Raw genomic sequence first — 16,922 nt, 5'->3', positions numbered from 1 at the left:
CCAGGCCGCCCGAAGAATCCCCACGCACCAACGGAGTTGACCAGATGACCGTCACCCTCGGCGTTCACGCCAGCAATCCCTCGCTCTACTACCTCGCCCGACTTCCCTACCTGGAGGAGGAGTTGGCCCCGCTCGGCGAGACCGGAGCGTTCCACCACTACACCGACGGCACCCGCACCGGCGACCTGCTCGCCGACGGCACGATCGACTTCGGCGGCACCGGCTCGACCCCGCCGATCACCGCCCAGGCGGCCGGTCACGACCTGGTGTACGCGGCGGTCTCCGTGCCCCGCCCCGACCACGGCGCGCTGCTGGTCCTGGACGCCGGGCCGGTCCGTACGGTCGCCGACCTCAAGGGCGGTACCGTCGTCCTCGGCGTCGGCTCCTGGCAGACCCACCTGCTCGCCAAGGCCCTTTACGCGCAGGGGCTTTCGTACGGTGAGGATGTCACCCCGGCGCGCCCGGTGGCGGGGGAGGACCAGGCCCGGCGGCTGCGTGACGGCGAGATCGCCGGCTGGATCGCCCAGGGCGCCGAACTGGCCGCCGCCCGCCGCAGCGGGGAGTTCCGCGAGCTGATCCGCACCGGCGACGTCATCACCGACCGCTCGGTCTTCTTCACCCGCCGGGAGTTCGCCGCCGGGCGCCCCGAGGTGGTCGCCGCGATCGCCACCGCGCTGCGCCGGGCGGACGCCTGGGTGGCGGCCCACCCGGCCGAGGCCGCCGCGATCGCGGCCGGGGAGCTGGGCGGCACGGCCGCCGACTGGCGGACCGCGCTCGCCGCACTGCCCTGGCAACTGGAGCCCGCCACGGCCGAGTTCATCGCCGAACAGCAGGAGGCGGCGGACATCTTCCACCGGGTCGGCTTCCTCGCCGGCGCGCTGACCGTCGCCGACGCCCATCTGCCTGCCCTGGAGGCCCCGGTGGCCGCCGCGCTCGGGAAGGACAGCTGAGCCGTGGCCTCCGAAGTCCTCTGGTACATCATCCCGCGCGAGGGCCACTACCCCTGGGAGTCGGCCGGCCGCCGCCCGGTGGACCTGCGTTACCTGCAGCAACTGGCCGGCAGCGTCGAGCGCCTGGGCTACACCGGCGCGCTGCTCGCCACCGATCTGTACGACGTCTGGACGCTCGGCAGCGCGCTCGCCGCCGCCACCGGCCCGGCCTTCAAGCCGCTGCTGGCCGTCCACCCCGGGCTGATCTCGCCCACCCTGCTGGCCAAGTCGGCACTCAGCTTCGACCACCTGCACGGCGGACGGCTGCGCTTCAACGTGGTCAACGGCTCCACCGCCCAACTGCGCGAGTACGGCCTGGACGTCGAGCACGACGACCGCTACCGGCTCAGCGCGGAGTACTGGTCGATCGTCAAGCGCCTCACGACGGGCGAAGTGTTCGACCACGAGGGCGAGTTCTACCGGCTGAAGAACGCAGGGGCGAGCCTGCGCGAACTCCCCCCGGTGCAGCCCGGCGGCATCCCGCTCTGGTTCGGTGGCAGCTCGCCGGCCGGTATCGAGATGGCCGCCCGGCATGTGGACGTCTACCTGACCTGGGGCGAGCCGCCGCACCTGCTCAAGGAGAAGCTGGACCTGGTCCGCGAGCGCGCCGCCGCCCACGGGCGGAGCCTGCGGATCGGGCTGCGGCTGCACCTGATCGTCCGGGACACCGAGGAGGAGGCCTGGGCGGCGGCCGACCGGCTGCTGGACGTGACCAGTGAGGCGACGTACGCGCGGCAGCTGGGCTCGGCCGAGGGGGAGGACGGTGTCGGCTGGCAGCGCCAGTTCCGTCAGCACGGTGGCAAGGTCCCGGCGCGCGCCCGGGAGTTGGAGGCCTACCCCAACCTGTGGCCGGGGATGAGCCTGTTCCGCCCCGGGCCGGGGACTGCGGTGGTCGGCTCGACGGCCCAGGTGGTGGAGCGGTTGCAGGAGTTCGAGGCGCTGGGGGTGGACACCTTCATCCTCTCCGGCAATCCGCTGTTGGAGGAGGCTCACCGGGTTGCAGAAACGGTTCTGCCCGCATTGGGCATCCGTCGCTGATCTCCCGCTGCCGGCCGTCGGCGCTGGAAGGCGGCCGCTCGCCGCAGGCGACCGACGGCCGTCAGCGAACAGATGACAGCTGACGGCAAACAGATGACAGCAAACAGATAACAGCAAACAGATGACAGCTGACAGATTTCGAAATCTGTCAGCTGTCACCCGCCGGCGCCCCGCCGCTCGCCGTCAGGCGCTCAGCCGGTCGATCTCCGCGAGTTCCTCCTCCGTCAGCGGTCCGGCGGCCAGCGCCTCGAGGTTCTGGTCCAGCTGGGCCACGCTGCTCGCCCCGATGATCACCGAGACCACCCGGGGGTCCCGCAGCACCCAGCTCAGCGCCAGCTGCGCCAGGCTCTGCCCGCGCCCTTCGGCGACCTTGTTCAGCGCGCGCAGCTGCTCCAGCTTCGGCTCGGTCAGCACTTCCTCGGTCAGGAACTTCCCGACCGACATCCGCGAACCGGCCGGCACCTGCCCGGAGAGGTAGCGGTCGGTCAACAGCCCCTGGGCGAGCGGGGAGTAAGCGATCAGGCTGGTCTGGGTGTCGCCCACCGCGTCCAGCACGCCACCCTCCTCCACGGACCGGTTGAGGATCGAGTACGCCGACTGGTTCATCAGCACCGGCGTGCCCAGCTCGCGCAGGATCGCCACGGCCTCCCGGTGCTGCTCCGCCGGGTAGTTGGAGATCGCCGCGTACAGCGCCTTGCCCGAGCGCACCGCGCTGTCCAGCGCCCCCATCGTCTCCTCGATCGGGGTGTCCGGGTCGTAGCGGTGCGAGTAGAAGACGTCGACGTAGTCCAGCCCCATCCGGCCCAGCGACTGGTCCAGGCTGGCCAGCAGGTACTTGCGGCTGCCGCCGTTGCCGTACGGGCCGGGCCACATGTCCCAGCCGGCCTTGGTCGCGATGAACAGCTCGTCGCGGTACGGCTGGAAGTCCTGCGCGAACAGATAGCCGAAGTTGCGCTCGGCGCTGCCGTACGGCGGGCCGTAGTTGTTCGCCAGGTCGAAGTGGGTGACGCTCCGGTCGAAGGCCCGGCGCAGCACGGCCCGTTGCACGTCCAGCGGCTGGGCGTCACCGAAGTTGTGCCAGAGCCCCAGGGAGACGGCGGGCAGCTGGACGCCGCTGCGGCCGGCCTTCCGGTAGGTCATCGAGGCGTAGCGGTCATCTGCGGCGAGGTAGCTCATGCCGGACATCTTGCCAGCCGGTCCGGCCCGGGCAAGCCCTTGCCCCGCCTCCGACCACTGCTTGTCCTCGCGGAGGACCGTACGAGGCGGCGCGAGGCCGTCCGACCCCGGCTGGGGTCGAGGGTGTACGAGACGGAGGGGGGCGTGATGGCAGGCCGGACCGTGGCGACCACCCCCCCCCGCCGCCCCGCCGCGCACTGACGCCGCCTCCGAGCCGCCCCGCCCGCCCGGGCCGTCCTCCGGCGGTGCCCGTACTGCTGAGCGCGATTGCCGCCCGCACGACCACCGTCCGGCTCTTCGCCGCGGTGACGGTGCTCGGGGTCCTCGATCCGGTCCGGGGCGCCTGAGGATTGCGCACTGCTCGACCAACCGTCCGGCAGCCGGGTGGAGTTGATCACCGGCAAGGGTGACGATCCAAACCGCACCGGGTTGTTCGGCCTTCCCGAGGAGTGCCAGTAGGCGGCGCTCGCCGAGAACTACGCGCTGCTGCGCGGACTTTGGCGCGAGGAGGAGGTGAGCTGGGAGAGCGCGACCGCCCGCCGCTCACCCGGTCCACCGACCTGGCCGCCCGGTACGGCGACCTGCTGTTCTCCGCCGACTCCCTCCCACCCGCCGGTCAAGTACCGGGCCCTGGTGGAGCACTGCCGCGAGCGCTGGGAGCACTACGGCGATGACCTGAAGGAGGCCCCGGGCGGGGGCGGGCTTCGGCGGACTGTACGTCGCGAGGTGCTGGCACGACGCCGTCGAGGCTTCCGCCCGTACGGGGGCGCCCCGGTCGACTCGGCGGCGGGCAAGCACGATGACTCGCCGTTCGGTTCGCTGGAGGACGCCTCGGCGCAGGGTTCGGCCCTGGTCGGCCGTCCGCAGCAGGTGATCGAGAAGATCCACCGCTACCACGAGGCCTTCGGCAGCGAGGCGGTCGGCATCGGCGTGGACGCGCTGACCGAGGGCGCGCTGACCGAGGGGCGCAGCGGGAGCAACTGGAGCTGTTCGCCGGGGAGGTGGCCCCGGTGATCCGGCGCGAGCTGCCCTGACCGCCCGCGCGGAACGATGCCCCCCGCCCGCGCGACGCGCTTCGCCCCCCGCCCGCGCGAGCGGAACGACGCTTCCCGCCCGCGCGGGCGCCGCGCACCCCCCACGCCGTGTGACGCCTGCCACCGTCCGTGACGTGACGCGCGCCACCGCTCCGGGCGGAATGCCCTTGGGCGGCACGGGGGATGACGAACGGTCGAGGGGCCGTGGCCGCCGGGGGGCGGCGCACGGCCCTCAGTCTTCCGTCCCCGTTCTCCGGCCTTCCGCCGAGTGCGGCCCCGGAGAAAGACGAATGCACTTCCCTCTGTACCTACTGGTATGTACAGTGGAGTCATGACCACCCAGGACCGCCTCATCGAGAGCACTCAGGCCCTCCTCTGGGAGCGCGGCTACGTCGGCACCAGCCCGAAGGCCATCCAGCAGCGCTCCGGCGTCGGCCAGGGCAGCATGTACCACCACTTCACCGGCAAGCCCGACCTTGCCGCCGCCGCCCTGCGCCGCAGCGCTGAGCAGATGCGGGGCGTCGCTGAGGCCGACCTCGCCGCCCCCGGCACCGCGTACGACCGGATCGCCGCCTACCTGCACCGCGACCGCGAGGTGCTGCGCGGCTGCCGGATCGGCCGGATGGCCCAGGATCCGGACGTCGTCGCCGACCCGCAGCTGCGCGCCCCGGTCGAAGAGACCTTCGACTGGCTGCGCGGCCGGATCGCCGAACTGGTCGCCGAGGGTCAGGAGCACGGCGAGTTCGCCCCCGGCCTGGACCCGGCGGACACCGCCGCCGCCGTGGTTGCCGTCGTCCAGGGCGGCTACGTCCTGGCCCGCGCCGCGGACAGTGCCGCACCCTTCGAACAGGCCGTCCGCGGCGCCCTCGGCCTGCTCGCCGCCCACCGCCAGTCCTGACGGATCCCCAGCACGGATCCAGCACGGATCTCCAGCACGGATCTCCGTCACTGACCCGCCGCCCGAGCCCGGGAGCCCCGCCGTGCACGCCATGCAGTACGAGATCACCCTCCCCGCCGACTACGACATGGGCATCATCCGCCGGCGCGTGGCCGACAAGGGCCACCTGCTCGACGCCCACCCCGGCCTCGGCCTCAAGGCGTACCTGGTCCGCGAGCGCGGCCAGGACGGCTCGCCGGTCAACCAGTACGCGCCGTTCTACCTCTGGCGCACCGCCGAGGGCATGAACGCCTTCCTGTGGGGCCCGGGCTTCCGCGGCCTGAGCGCGGACTTCGGCCGCCCCGCCGTCCACCACTGGCTCGGCGCGGGCCTGACCGCGGGTACCCGGACGGACGCCCCGACCACCGCCACCCGTGCGACCGTACGGCTACCGGAGGCCGCCGACCCGGCCGAGGCCGTCGTACGGGCCCTCGCCGACCTCCCCGCGCACCCCGCCCTGCACACCGCCGCCGTCGCCGTGGACCCGAGCCGCTGGGAACTGCTCAGCCTCGCCCTCTGGCACGGCCCGGCCCCCGAGGACGCGCCGGGCACCCGCTACCGGGTGCTGCACCTGTCCCGCCCCGAACTCGACCGGCTGCCGGCCGGTCGCCACTGGTGAAAGGTCCCGACACCGCGATGCCCACCACCTCCCCCGCCGTCGACCCGTCGAGCGGACTCGCCCCCGCCGACCCCACCCCCGCCGGCGTCGTCCCGGCCGATCTCACCCCCGCGCCGCTCGACCGCGAAGCCGGCTACGCCCTGCTCACCGACCTGGCCGGCCCGGCCGCCGCCGCCACCCTCGGCGGCCTGGACGCGCTCGCCCCCGGCTTCCCCGACTGGATCGTCACCAGCCTCTTCGGCGGCACCTACCAGCGCCCCGGCCTCGCCCTGCGCGACCGTCAGATCGCCAACCTGGCCGCACTCACCGCCCTCGGTGGCGTGGAGCCGCAGCTCGCCGACCACGTCCGCAACAGCCTGCGGATCGGGATGACGCGCGAGGAGATCACCGAGGTGATCGTCCACCTGGCCCCGTACGTCGGCGTCCCCAAGGCCCTGGCCGGCCTCCGGGTCGCCACCGTCACCTTCGCGGCAACCGACACCGCGGCGACCAGCACGTCGGCGACGGACACCCCGGCGACCGGCGCCCCGGCGGCCGCGACCCCGACGGAGGACGAGGCGTGAGCGCCACCCGCACCGTACGGACCGTCCTGGGCGACCTCGCCCCCGCCGAACTGGGCGTCACCGACTCCCACGACCACCTCTTCATCCGCAGCCCGCTGCTCCCCGGTCAGGAGCTGGACGACCCGGCCGCCGCCGAGGAGGTGCTGCGCGCCTACGCCGCGGCCGGCGGCCGCACCTTCGTCCAGTGGACCCCGTGGGGCATGGGCCGGGGCGCGGACGTCCTCGCCGCGCTGTCCCGCGCGACCGGCGTCCACGTCGTCGCCGCCACCGGCACGCACCAGGCGGCCCACTACCCCGAAGACGGCCGCTCCGGCCCCACCCCGTCCGCCGACCTCGCCGAGCGCTTCGTCACCGAGCTCACCACCGGGCTCCCCGGCGCCCCCGAGGGCGTGCGACCCGGCCTGATCAAGATCGCCGACGACGCGGGCCCCCTGACCGCGCACACCCGCCGGACGACGGCCGCCGCGGCCGAGGCGCACCACGCCACCGGCGCGCCGATCGCCGTCCACCTCGAACCCGACGGCGACCCGCACGGCGTCCTGCGCCGGCTCCACGGACGGCACGGAGTCAGCCCCGACCGGATCGTCCTCGGCCACCTCACCCGCTTCACCGACCGGGCGGTGCACCGCAGCCTGGCCGCCGAGGGTGTGTTCCTCGCCCTGGACAGCCCCTCCCGGATCGGCCACCCCGCCGACCTCCAGGCCTTCGACGTGATCGCCGACCTGGTCGACGCGGGCCACGCCGACCGGCTGCTGCTGGGCGCCGACACCACCACGAGGACGGCCCGCGCGGTCGGCGGCCCCGCCCGGCTGCTCACCGACCTCGCCCCGCGGCTGGCCCGCACCTTCGGGCCGGAGCTGCCTGACCGGCTGCTGGTCGCCAACCCGGCAACCGCCCTGGCCGCGGACTGGCGCACCCCGTGAAGCCGGGCCCCTGAAGCAGGCCCTTGAAACGGCCCGCTGAGACCGCCCGCCGAGACCACCCGCGGAAACCGTCCACCGAAGCTGCCTGCTGAAACGATTCGCCCAAACCGTCCCTCCCGTGGCCGCGTCCGCCCGCCGGGGTTTGAATCCGCGAAGCCCCTGCCCGGACCACGCCCCGGCGAGGCGGTCCCGGCGATGCACTCGTGGCTCGCTCCCGTCGGCTCTGGTGGCCCTGCTCGACGACGCCCCGGCCGGGCTGGCCGGCGGGCTGCCCGGTACGGCGAACGGCGTGCGGGAGCTGCGCTCGCTGTGGGTGGCGCCCTGGGCGCGCGGGCGGGGCGTCGCGGACCGGCTGATCGAGGAGGTCGAGCACTGGGCCCGCGCGGACGGCGGCAGCACCCTGCGCCTGGCGGTGCTGCCCGGCAACGAGGCCGCGCTCGCCCGATACCGCCGCCATGGCTTCGTCCCGCTCGCCGAACCCGGCGATCTCCTCGCCGACGGGACCACCCGCGAACTGCTGCTGGCGAAGCCGCTGGACTGACCGGTGCACGGGCGGAGCCCGGAGAACGCTGACGGGGCCCGTGCCGGATGGGGGATGGCACGGGCCCCGCCGTCAACCGGACCGGCGGCTCACATGTGGGTGCCGCCGTCGATGCGCAGCTCGGTGCCGGTGACGAAGGCGCCGTCGTCGGAGGCCAGCATGGCGATCACGCCGGCGACCGTGTCCGGGCCCGCGAAGCCCCGGCCGATGGCGGGGGAGAGCTTGGCGAGCAGGCTGAAGTCGGCGTCGGCGGGCAGGCCGGGGTTGTTGGTCATGCCACTGTCGATGCTGCCCGGCGCGACGCACACCGCGCGCAGGCCCTGCTTCGAGTACTCCGAGGCGATGGCGTGGGTGAAGGACTGGATGCCGCCCTTGGTCGCGGCGTACGCGGCCATGTAGGGGTGGGCGAAGCTCGCGGAGGTGGAGCTGAAGTTGACCACCACGCCCCGGCCGGTCGCCAGCAGGGCGGGGAGCGCCTCGCGGGTCATCAGGAAGGTGCCGGTGAGGTTCACCGCGAGGAGCTTGTTCCAGAACTCCAGGGTGGTCTCGTGGGTGTGCGAGGAGCGGAGGATGCCGGCCGCGTTGACCAGGACGTCCAGGCCGCCCAGGCCCGTGATCGCCTCGGCCACGCCCGTCACCACGGCGGACTCGTCCGAGATGTCCAGCACCTGGATGGTCAGGCGGTCGGCGGTGCCGTCGGCGGTCGCGCGGTCCAGGGTCTTCTTCAGGCCGTCCTCGTTGACGTCGACGGCGACGACGTTCCCGCCCTCGGCGAGGATCCGGTGCACGGTCGCCTGGCCGATGCCAGAGCCGCCGCCGGTGATCAGGACGTTCCGTCCGCTGAAGCGCTCCATGGTGGTACTCCTTCGTTCGTGGTCTCTCGACCTCAGGAGACACGGTACGCCTTTATGGCACGTCGTGCCAATAAGTCTCGATGTGCCATATAGGCGTGGTGCGTCATTATGGAGCCCGGGTGCGTACGCTGACCCTTGTGACCGGACGCCCGACCCTGACCCAGCGCCGCCGTGACGCCACCCGGCTGGAGATCGCCCGCACCGCCGCCGCGCTCTTCGCCGAGCAGGGCGCCGAGGCGACCACCGCCGAGGAGATCGCCGCCGCCGCGGGCATCTCGCTGCGCACCTTCTATCGCTACTTCTCCGTCAAGGAGGACGCCGTCGCTCCGCTGCTGGCGGCCGGCGGGCAGCGCTGGGTCGAGCTGCTGGCCGAGAGTCCGGCGGACCGCCCGCTGCGCGAGGCCTTGGAGCGCTCCGCGGTGGAGTCGCTGACCCCGGCCGACGATGCGGCCGTCGAGGCGATGCACTGGACCCGAAGCCTGCTGCGCGACCCCCGGCTGGACGGCACCTGGCAGCGGGTGCACGCGGGATCGGAGGAGCGACTGCGGTCCGTCCTGGCCGAGCGCTGCCCGGTCGGCGCCGACCCGCTGGAGATCCGGCTGGCCGCCGCGGCGGCCACGGCGGCGATCCGGGTGGCCCTGGAGCAGTGGGCCGCCTCCGACGTGGCGGTCACCGGCCCGGGCTCCCCGCAGGACCTCGGCGCCCGCTGCATGCGCGAGCTCACGGCGGGGCTGCGGCTCTGGGAGTGGGCGGCCGGGGCGTAGCAGGCGGTCGGCGGCCGGCAGGCGACAGACGACGGGCGGCGGCTGACGGCTGACGGCTGACAGATTTCAGATGACAGACGACAGATAACAGAGTTCAGCTAACAGATTTCGAAATCTGTCGACTGAAACCCGTCCTCAGCCTTCCCCAGCCCCCGATCAGCTTCCTCCCAGCTCCCGCTAGGGTTGGACCTCACGCCCCGGTGGGGGAACCGGGGTGAACTCCTCGGATGTCCCTGAGCGGAGGGGGCGTGGAGTCCGAGGTGTGGGAGCAACTGGAACATGGGTCTGACGAGCCACAAGGTGCTGGCGCTGGCCGTGCTGGTCGCGGTCGTGATGATGGTCGGCACGGTCTGGCTGTGGCCCAGACTCGCCAGGAAGAGCTGGCAGGCGGTGTTCGGCCGGATCGGCGCGCTGCTCGCCACCCAGCTCACGGTGCTCGCGGCGCTCGGCCTGGTGGCGAACAACTACTTCGCGTTCTACAGCAGTTGGGACGACCTGCTGGGCACCGGCAGCACCGGCCCGGTGGTGATACACAACAAGGCGGACGCCTCCGGCCGCCTGCTGGTGGAGACCATAGGCCAGGCGTCGGTCAAGGGCGGCGGCGCGAGGGGCCGTGAACCCGGCCAGTCCGGCGAGATCCGCAAGGTCCGGATCGACGGCAAGGTGAGCCGGCTGTCGACCGAGGGTTTCGTCTACCTGCCGCCGCAGTACTTCCAGCCCGAGTACGCGCAGAAGCAGTTCCCGGCGGTGATCGTCAGCACCGGGTTCCCAGGAATCGCCGAGAACCTGATCACCCGCTTCAACTACCCGGGCGCCGCGCTCAAGCTGCTGCAGGAGGGCCGGATGCAGCCGACCGTCATGGTCATGCTGCAGCCCTCGCCCGCCATGCCGCAGGACACCGAGTGCGAGGACATCCCGGGCGGCGCCCAGTCCGACACGTACTTCACCAAGGACGTCACCTCGGCGATCCAGGCCAGCTACCGGGTCTCGCCCGATCCGCACGCCTGGGCCTTCATGGGCAACTCGACCGGCGGCTACTGCGCCGTCAAGATGGCCATGCGCCACCCGGACGTCTTCCCGACCGCCGTCGCCCTGTCCGGCTACTACGACGCCGCCGACGACCCGACCACCGGCGACCTCTTCGGCGGCAGCAAGCAGCGCCGCAACGAGGCCAACCTGATGTGGCGGCTGAAGAACATGCCGCCGCCGGACATCTCGGTCCTGCTGGCCGGTACCAAGAAGGGCGACGGCAACTACAAGCCGGACACCGAGGCGTTCATCGACGCGGTGCGGAGCCCCATGAAGGTCTCGTACAGCATGCTCGAGAACGGCGGCCACAACTTCGAGACCTGGAGCGCCCTGCTGCCGTCCTCGCTGGAGTGGCTGTCCCAGCACCTCAAGGTGCCGAACCAGCCCAGCCAGCCGAACCAGCCCGGCCGGCCGAACCCCTCGGGCCAGGCGAGCCAGACCGTCTGACGGCGACGGGAACGCGTCGAACCCCCGGAGCCCAGGCCCCGGGGGTTCGACGCGTTCTACGGCCCGGCGCCGGTCAGGCCACCCGCTCCAGCGTCCCGGTGTGCAGCTGGCCGACCCGGCCGCCCTCGCCCTCGAAGGTCCAGAAGGCCCGTACGGTCAGCGCATTGAGGTCCATCACATGGCTGACGGTGATCCCGCTCTGCTCCGTCCAGCTGATGAAGTAGATCTCCGGCGCGACCTCGGCGACGTGCAGCCGCACGTCCTCCCACTGGCCGGCCGACTCGCCGAGGCCCTCCCAGCGCAGCCGAGTGCCGTCGGCCGAGTAGCTGTTGCGGAAGGCCGCGCCGTTGTCGGCCCGGAAGACGTAGGTACGGCCGGCGAAGGCGGGCAGGGACGCGGTCATGGTGGGGCGGGACCTCTTCTCGGGAGCGCGGGACGGACCGTGCGGGTCGTACGGGTCGTACGGGTCGGGCTCGGTGCACTTGTGCACCGTGGAAAACGCCAGGGCTCCAATTTATCCGACCGGGCGGACTCGGGCGGCCCCGCGCCACGGTACGGTCCGCCACCACCGCGCCGCTCACCGTGTGTGACCGGCACATGGGCGGCGGCCGCACGCCGGTCCTAGCAGCCCTGGCTCGGGGTGCTGCCGACCGGCGGCAGCGACTGCTACCCGGGCTGAACCACCTGGAGCCGGCCTGGTCGCCGGAGGCCGAGAGCCAGGTGGCCGGCTGGCTCGGCTGAGCCCCGGGCCGCGACGACGTGGTTGATCAACTCGGCCACCACGCAGCGTCGTTGATCGACACCACTGTGAGCTGTGCGACAACCGGCCCGATCAGGTTGTCCGTTCACGGACGGCCTGCCTAGCCTGCAACCGTCGTCCGCCGTCGCGGACCCCGCCGCCGGGACGCCGAGTCCCGTCCACCCGTCGGCGAGCTGTCGAGCGCCACAGCGGACGGGAGCGGGGGAACCAAGGTCAGCGCCCGGCCCGTACGCACCAGTGTGCGGGCCGTGGCTAGGGGTGAAGCCGCTCCACAGGCGGCCGGGCAACTGCAGTCCGAATCCGACAGCTCACCTCGCAGGCGTCGCAGAGGACCCCCATGCACCAGCCTGCCCGGCGCCGCCGCGCGCCCCGCCACGCCCGTCCGTCCCACCGCGGCCGCAACGCCGCCCTCGCCGCCACCGGGGCGCTGGCGATCAGCGGCGCAGGCCTGTTCGGGCTGCCGTCCGTCGCCGGTGCCCAGGCCGCCACCGCCCCGACCGTCACCCAGGACCGGCTCGCTCCGGCCGCCATGGTCGCCGGCCAGGCCACCACCGCTTCGCTGAGCCTGCACTCCTCGGCCTGCTTCGTCGCCAAGACCGTCGGCGTCGGCGTCCGTGACGCGCGCGGCACCAACCTGGACTTCCCGGGCAACGCGACCAACGCGCGGATATGCCCGAGCGGGGTCGACTTCACCAGCGGTGCGCGCACCCTGCCGGCCGGGACGTACACCCAGTTCGGCTTCTGGCAGGACCTCGGGGGCGCCTGGCACAACCTGCCCTCGCAGCAGCTGGTGGTCTCCCGCACCGGCACGTCGACGCCGACCCCGGCCCCGACCGCCACCCCCAGCGCCAAGCCGTCGCCGACCACGAGCCCGACCACCGCGCCGACGCCCACGCCGACGACCAGCCCGACCACCACGCCGCCGCCGACCACGAGCCCGACCGCGAGCCCGACCACCACACCGACCGCGAGCCCGACGAGCCCGACCAGCCCAACCGCGAGCCCGAGCGCCACCGCGAGCCCGAGCACCCCGGCGCCGTCCTCCCCGATCGCCGGCAAGTCGCTGACCTGGTCCGACGAGTTCAACGGCCCGATCGACTGGGGCCAGCGCTGGGTCGGCGACAAGAGCACCTCGTACAAGTACGGGAACCACAACCCGGACGACAACAAGCTCGACTGGCTGAACAAGAACAACGTCACCGTCGCGAACGGCGTCGCCACCTTCACCGCCACCCCGGGCGGCCCCACCCTGGAGAACGGCCAGCAGTCCTGGAACACCGGTTTCCTGACCACCGAGGGTTCCGCCGAGGGCTTCCAGGTCAAGACCGGCGACTACGCCGAGACCCGGGTCAAGATGCCCTCCGTGGGCGGCGCCTGGCCCGCCCTGTGGACCTGGAAGAACGGCAACGGGGAGATCGACTCCTTCGAGTACCACCCCGACAACCCGAACCTGCTGGAGCTGACCAACCACGTCAACCCGAGCAACCCCGAGTACTACACCGACGCCAAGGCCGTCGCCAAGGACCAGTGGGTCACCATCGGCACCTACTACGGCGCCAACTCGGTGGACTGGTACGTCAACGGCGTCAAGGTGTACTCGGACAACAAGGGCGTGGGCGCCGGCTTCTCGGCGTACCTGATCCTCAACCTCTCGGTGGGCGCGGGCAAGTACCACCCTGCGCCGCAGGGGAACACCCCGATCACCTTCGCCGCCGACTACGTGCGCGTCTACCGCTGAGCCGTCACGTAGCCCGCCCCGGGTAGCCGAACCCGCACCACCCAAGACCAGCCGCTCTCAGGGACCGGCAGCCGCCTCGACCACCGCGCGTGGTCGGAACGGCTGCCGGTTCTTGCGTTGATCCCCAGGTGCGGCAGGTGAATTGACGTAGCGTCAGAATCAGGCGTCAGGGCGCCAGGACCTGCCCCAGCCGGGTCGCGATCTCCTGCATCACCGGTACCAGCGAGGACGCCCCCGTCTGATCCTCCAGCGCCCGGATCCGGGCCTCCGGGCCGGATACCGAGAGCGCGGTGGGCGTCGGCGCGCCCGGTACCGTGAGGGCGATGCAGCGGACGCCGATCTCCTGCTCCTGGTCGTCCACCACGTACCCGCGCTCGCGCGCCTCGGCGAGCTGGTCCATCAGCTCCTGCGGGTCGGTGAGGGTGTACTCGGTGTGCGCGGGCAGCGAGTTGGGGCCCAGGATCGCGCGCGCCTCGTCCTCGGGGAGCTGGGCGAGCAGGGCCTTGCCGACGCCGGTGCAGTGCGGCTGCACCCGCCGTCCGACCTCGGTGAACATCCGCATCGAGCGCCGCGACTGCACCTGCCCGACGTACACCACCTCGCCGCCCTCCAGCACCGCCAGGTTGGCGGTCTCGCCGGTGGCCTCCATGAGTTCGGCCAGGTACGGGCGGGCCCAGCTGCCGAGCAGCCGGCCGGCCGTCTCGCCGAGCCGGATCAGCCGGGGGCCGAGGGTGTAGCGGCGTGCGGTGTCCTGGCGGACATAGCCCTGCTGGACGAGGGTACGGACCAGTCGGTGGATGGTCGGCATCGGGAGGCCGGAGCTGGTGGAGAGCTCACTGAGGGTGGCCACGCCGCCCGAGTCGGCCAGCGCCTCCAGGAGTTGGAAGGCGCGCTCGACGGACTGCACGCCGCCGCTCGCGCGGTCGGCGCCTGTCGTCGATGCTGTGTCGGGGGTCGCAACCACCGGCGTTCCCTTCGCTGTCGGGGAGGAGTAGAGTCCCGGCGACTCTTCAACAAACCGTTGAAATTCTGTATCGCGGAAACTAGTCTCCACCTTACAGAATCGAACTCGCCGACAGGCGGGTAACGATCGAGGAAGTTCCCGAGGGCGTTCCCACCGGAGCCCCCTTCGCCAGGCTCAACCGTCTTAGGAGTGTCCTGCTCATGGCTGCAGATCAGGGGCCCTCCCCCAGCCTCCGGCCGGGGGTACCCCCAATCGCCTCCTCTACCGCCGCTCCGGTCGTCACTGTCGCCGGTCCGCGCGTCCATCGGGCGGAGGAGGTGCTCACCCCGGAGGCGGTCGCCTTCGTCGTGGGCCTCCATCGCGCCTTCGAGGGCCGCCGACAGGAACTGCTGGCCAGGCGGAAGAGCCGACGCGCCGAGATCGCCCGCACCGGCACGCTGGACTTCCTCCCCGAGACCGCCGACATCCGGGCCGGCGACTGGAAGGTCGCCGAGGCGCCGCGCGCCCTCCAGGACCGCCGGGTCGAGATCACCGGCCCCACCGACCGCAAGATGGTCATCAACGCGCTCAACTCCGGGGCGAAGATCTGGCTCGCCGACTTCGAGGACGCCACCTCCCCGACCTGGGAGAACGTGGTCAGCGGCCAGGTCAACCTGATCGACGCCTTCGAGGGCCGGATCGACTTCACCAGCACGGCCGGCAAGGCCTACACCCTCAAGCCCGCCGCCGAACTCGCCACCGTCGTGGTCCGCCCGCGTGGCTGGCACCTGGACGAGAACCACCTGCTGGTCGACGGCGTCCCGGTGGCCGGCGCGTTCGTCGACTTCGGCCTGTACTTCTTCCACAACGCCGCCCGGCTGCTCGCCAAGGGCGCCGAGGACCCCAACTCCGGCCCGTACTTCTACCTGCCGAAGACCGAGAGCCACCTCGAGGCCCGGCTCTGGAACGACGTGTTCACCCACGCCCAGGCCGAGTTGGGCATCTCGCACGGAACCGTCCGGGCCACCGTCCTGATCGAGACCATCACCGCGGCCTTCGAGATGGACGAGATCCTCCACGAGCTGCGCGACCACGCGGCCGGCCTCAACGCCGGGCGCTGGGACTACCTGTTCTCGATCGTCAAGAACTTCCGCGACGCCGGCGAGCACTACATCCTGCCGGACCGCAACAGCGTCACCATGGCCTCGCCGTTCATGGCCGCCTACACCCGCCTGCTGGTGCGCACCTGCCACAGGCGCGGCGCCCACGCGATCGGCGGCATGGCCGCGTTCATCCCCAGCCGCCGGGACCCCGAGGTCAACGCCGCCGCGCTGGAGAAGGTCAAGGCGGACAAGGACCGCGAGGCCGGCAACGGCTTCGACGGCTCCTGGGTCGCCCACCCGGACCTCGTCCCGGTCGCCCAGGCCTCCTTCGACGCGGTGCTCGGCGAGCGGCCGAACCAGAAGGACAACCCCGGCCCGGCCGAGCCGGTCACCGCCGCCGACCTGCTCGACATCGCCGGCGCTGGCGGCACCTGCACCCGGGCCGGGCTGCACAACGCCGTCCAGGTCGGCCTGCGCTACATCGAGGCGTGGCTGCGCGGGCTCGGCGCGGTCGGCATCTTCAACATGATGGAGGACGCCGCCACCGCCGAGATCTCCCGCTCGCAGATCTGGCAGTGGATCCACAACGGGGTCGTGCTGTCCGACACCGGCGAGAAGGCCACCGCCGAGTTGGTGCGCACCCTGGTCGCCACCGAACTGGCCGAGCTCCGCGCCGAGTCCGGCGACCAGGCCTACCAGGCCGGCCGCTGGCGCGAGGCCGCCCAGCTCTTCGAACAGGTCGCCCTGGCCGAGGAGTTCGCGGACTTCCTGACCCTCCCCGCGCTGCCCCTGCTGGGCTGAGTACCAACCTATCCGCCGGCGCCACCGCTGCCGCCTGCCGGGCTGTAGCAGTTCCACCGCCCAATGCTCCGTTCCGTACGGCGACGAATCCACCTGTCCTCTCGTCGCCGTGCGGAACGGTCTTTTCGTTCCGAGGAGTTCACCGATGGCACGCATCTTCTTCAACGGCCAGGCGATGGTCGGCGGACCGTTCCACGCCAAGGTCGCCGACGCCCTGATCGGCCCGGCCCGCACCGCGACCGGTTACCGCTTCTTCTCCATCGACCACAGCGGCGGGACGGACGTCTGCCCGGGGCTGCTGCCCGACCCGGCCGCCGACAGCGCGATCGAGGGCGAGCTGTACGAGATCAGCCTGGAGCGCCTGCGGGACGTCATCCTGCCGGGCGAGCCCAGGGAGCTGGAGCTCGGCGTGATCGAGCTGGAGGACGGCTCCGCGTGCTTCTCGATGCTGCTCGCCCGCGGCGAGGTCGAGCGCGGCGTGCACCGGGAGATCACCCACCACGGCGGCTGGCGCGCGTACCTGGGGACGCTGGGGCGCACGGCCTGAGGGCAGGCGCCGCAGCACACGCCGCGGCCCCGAACCCTCGCCGTGGGTTCGGGGCCGCGGTCCGTACACCCTGCCGGGTGTACGGAGTCCGGGGTGCGCACCGTCCCTGGGCGCCC

The 16,922-nt window shown here is 72.4% G+C and carries 17 protein-coding genes and 1 riboswitch; of the genes, 13 read left to right on the top strand and 4 right to left on the bottom strand.

What is annotated here, in order from left to right; genetic code table 11:
* Positions 1 to 44: 44 nt before the first annotated feature.
* A complete protein-coding gene (locus tag ACZ3YL_RS01740; RefSeq protein WP_188309302.1) occupies positions 45 to 950 on the top strand; it encodes an ABC transporter substrate-binding protein in 906 nt (301 codons plus the stop codon).
* A 3-nt stretch (positions 951 to 953) separates the two neighbouring features.
* The gene (locus tag ACZ3YL_RS01735) at positions 954 to 2,027 is read left to right on the top strand and encodes an LLM class flavin-dependent oxidoreductase (RefSeq protein ID WP_188309303.1); all 1,074 of its coding nucleotides are present in this window, start codon (positions 954 to 956) and stop codon (positions 2,025 to 2,027) included.
* Positions 2,028 to 2,210: 183 nt separating this feature from the next.
* Here ACZ3YL_RS01735 and ACZ3YL_RS01730 read toward each other — a convergent pair whose 3' ends face one another.
* Positions 2,211 to 3,203 (bottom strand): aldo/keto reductase, encoded by a 993-nt coding sequence (locus ACZ3YL_RS01730; RefSeq protein ID WP_465654669.1) that lies wholly within the window; start codon positions 3,201 to 3,203, stop codon positions 2,211 to 2,213.
* 513 nt (positions 3,204 to 3,716) lie between these two features.
* On the opposite strand from ACZ3YL_RS01730, the gene ACZ3YL_RS01725 reads away from it, so the two are divergent.
* The 6 genes from ACZ3YL_RS01725 to ACZ3YL_RS01700 all read left to right on the top strand — a co-directional run bounded on the left by ACZ3YL_RS01725 (position 3,717) and on the right by ACZ3YL_RS01700 (position 7,820).
* Positions 3,717 to 4,217, top strand: coding sequence for a hypothetical protein (locus tag ACZ3YL_RS01725; protein ID WP_465654667.1), 501 nt, complete (start codon positions 3,717 to 3,719; stop codon positions 4,215 to 4,217).
* Positions 4,218 to 4,568: 351 nt separating this feature from the next.
* Positions 4,569 to 5,135 (top strand): TetR/AcrR family transcriptional regulator, encoded by a 567-nt coding sequence (locus ACZ3YL_RS01720; protein ID WP_188309307.1) that lies wholly within the window; start codon positions 4,569 to 4,571, stop codon positions 5,133 to 5,135.
* Between the two features lie 82 nt (positions 5,136 to 5,217).
* A complete protein-coding gene (locus ACZ3YL_RS01715) occupies positions 5,218 to 5,793 on the top strand; it encodes a DUF4865 family protein (RefSeq protein ID WP_465654666.1) in 576 nt (191 codons plus the stop codon).
* Between the two features lie 17 nt (positions 5,794 to 5,810).
* Positions 5,811 to 6,356 (top strand): carboxymuconolactone decarboxylase family protein, encoded by a 546-nt coding sequence (locus ACZ3YL_RS01710; protein WP_188309309.1) that lies wholly within the window; start codon positions 5,811 to 5,813, stop codon positions 6,354 to 6,356.
* Positions 6,353 to 7,279, top strand: a complete 927-nt coding sequence (locus tag ACZ3YL_RS01705) for a phosphotriesterase family protein (RefSeq protein WP_465654664.1) — start codon at positions 6,353 to 6,355, stop codon at positions 7,277 to 7,279. Before ACZ3YL_RS01710 ends, ACZ3YL_RS01705 begins: the two co-directional genes overlap by 4 nt.
* Positions 7,280 to 7,397: 118 nt before the next feature.
* A complete protein-coding gene (locus tag ACZ3YL_RS01700; protein WP_465654662.1) occupies positions 7,398 to 7,820 on the top strand; it encodes a GNAT family N-acetyltransferase in 423 nt (140 codons plus the stop codon).
* A gap of 89 nt (positions 7,821 to 7,909) precedes the next feature.
* Here ACZ3YL_RS01700 and ACZ3YL_RS01695 read toward each other — a convergent pair whose 3' ends face one another.
* Entirely contained in the window at positions 7,910 to 8,674 is a 765-nt protein-coding gene (locus ACZ3YL_RS01695; protein WP_465654660.1) for an SDR family NAD(P)-dependent oxidoreductase, read from the bottom strand.
* A 137-nt stretch (positions 8,675 to 8,811) separates the two neighbouring features.
* On the opposite strand from ACZ3YL_RS01695, the gene ACZ3YL_RS01690 reads away from it, so the two are divergent.
* Together ACZ3YL_RS01690 and ACZ3YL_RS01685 are read left to right on the top strand one after the other, a co-directional pair.
* Positions 8,812 to 9,438 carry a TetR family transcriptional regulator gene (locus tag ACZ3YL_RS01690; RefSeq protein ID WP_465654658.1) on the top strand — a complete coding sequence of 209 codons (627 nt, stop codon included), beginning with the start codon at positions 8,812 to 8,814 and terminating at the stop codon, positions 9,436 to 9,438.
* A 279-nt stretch (positions 9,439 to 9,717) separates the two neighbouring features.
* Positions 9,718 to 10,914 (top strand): alpha/beta hydrolase, encoded by a 1,197-nt coding sequence (locus ACZ3YL_RS01685; protein ID WP_188309313.1) that lies wholly within the window; start codon positions 9,718 to 9,720, stop codon positions 10,912 to 10,914.
* A gap of 73 nt (positions 10,915 to 10,987) precedes the next feature.
* Here the strand turns inward: ACZ3YL_RS01685 and ACZ3YL_RS01680 are convergent, their stop codons facing one another.
* Positions 10,988 to 11,404 carry a MoaF-related domain-containing protein gene (locus ACZ3YL_RS01680; protein ID WP_465654656.1) on the bottom strand — a complete coding sequence of 139 codons (417 nt, stop codon included), beginning with the start codon at positions 11,402 to 11,404 and terminating at the stop codon, positions 10,988 to 10,990.
* Positions 11,405 to 11,845: 441 nt separating this feature from the next.
* Positions 11,846 to 12,011, top strand: a riboswitch (cyclic di-AMP (ydaO/yuaA leader).
* Between ACZ3YL_RS01680 and ACZ3YL_RS01675 the strand changes: the two genes are divergently transcribed.
* On the top strand, positions 12,012 to 13,412 hold the full coding sequence (locus ACZ3YL_RS01675) for a glycoside hydrolase family 16 protein (RefSeq protein WP_465654654.1): 1,401 nt from the start codon (positions 12,012 to 12,014) through the stop codon (positions 13,410 to 13,412).
* Between the two features lie 166 nt (positions 13,413 to 13,578).
* Here ACZ3YL_RS01675 and ACZ3YL_RS01670 read toward each other — a convergent pair whose 3' ends face one another.
* Complete coding sequence (locus ACZ3YL_RS01670) at positions 13,579 to 14,376, bottom strand: IclR family transcriptional regulator (protein WP_188309315.1); 798 nt, start codon at positions 14,374 to 14,376, stop codon at positions 13,579 to 13,581.
* Between the two features lie 200 nt (positions 14,377 to 14,576).
* Here ACZ3YL_RS01670 and aceB point away from each other — a divergent pair, with 200 nt between their 5' ends.
* Together aceB and ACZ3YL_RS01660 are read left to right on the top strand one after the other, a co-directional pair.
* Entirely contained in the window at positions 14,577 to 16,259 is a 1,683-nt protein-coding gene (gene aceB, locus ACZ3YL_RS01665; protein ID WP_465654652.1) for a malate synthase A, read from the top strand.
* 145 nt (positions 16,260 to 16,404) lie between these two features.
* Entirely contained in the window at positions 16,405 to 16,806 is a 402-nt protein-coding gene (locus ACZ3YL_RS01660) for an allophanate hydrolase-related protein (RefSeq protein ID WP_188309317.1), read from the top strand.
* The last annotated feature ends 116 nt before the right edge of the window (positions 16,807 to 16,922 follow it).

Source organism: Kitasatospora sp. NPDC023176 (genome assembly GCF_055560495.1).
Note: the sequence above shows the minus strand (reverse complement) of the source record. Positions and strands in the feature narration are given on the sequence as shown.

Excerpts from the sequence above, each read along its gene's own strand:
- ACZ3YL_RS01740 (WP_188309302.1), top strand. The coding sequence starts at position 45 with ATGACCGTCACCCTCGGCGTTCACGCCAGCAATCCCTCGCTCTACTAC.
- ACZ3YL_RS01730 (WP_465654669.1), bottom strand. The coding sequence starts at position 3,203 with ATGAGCTACCTCGCCGCAGATGACCGCTACGCCTCGATGACCTACCGG.
- ACZ3YL_RS01720 (WP_188309307.1), top strand. The coding sequence starts at position 4,569 with ATGACCACCCAGGACCGCCTCATCGAGAGCACTCAGGCCCTCCTCTGG.
- ACZ3YL_RS01710 (WP_188309309.1), top strand. The coding sequence starts at position 5,811 with ATGCCCACCACCTCCCCCGCCGTCGACCCGTCGAGCGGACTCGCCCCC.
- ACZ3YL_RS01695 (WP_465654660.1), bottom strand. The coding sequence starts at position 8,674 with ATGGAGCGCTTCAGCGGACGGAACGTCCTGATCACCGGCGGCGGCTCT.
- ACZ3YL_RS01685 (WP_188309313.1), top strand. The coding sequence starts at position 9,718 with ATGGGTCTGACGAGCCACAAGGTGCTGGCGCTGGCCGTGCTGGTCGCG.
- ACZ3YL_RS01675 (WP_465654654.1), top strand. The coding sequence starts at position 12,012 with ATGCACCAGCCTGCCCGGCGCCGCCGCGCGCCCCGCCACGCCCGTCCG.
- aceB (WP_465654652.1), top strand. The coding sequence starts at position 14,577 with ATGGCTGCAGATCAGGGGCCCTCCCCCAGCCTCCGGCCGGGGGTACCC.
- ACZ3YL_RS01660 (WP_188309317.1), top strand. The coding sequence starts at position 16,405 with ATGGCACGCATCTTCTTCAACGGCCAGGCGATGGTCGGCGGACCGTTC.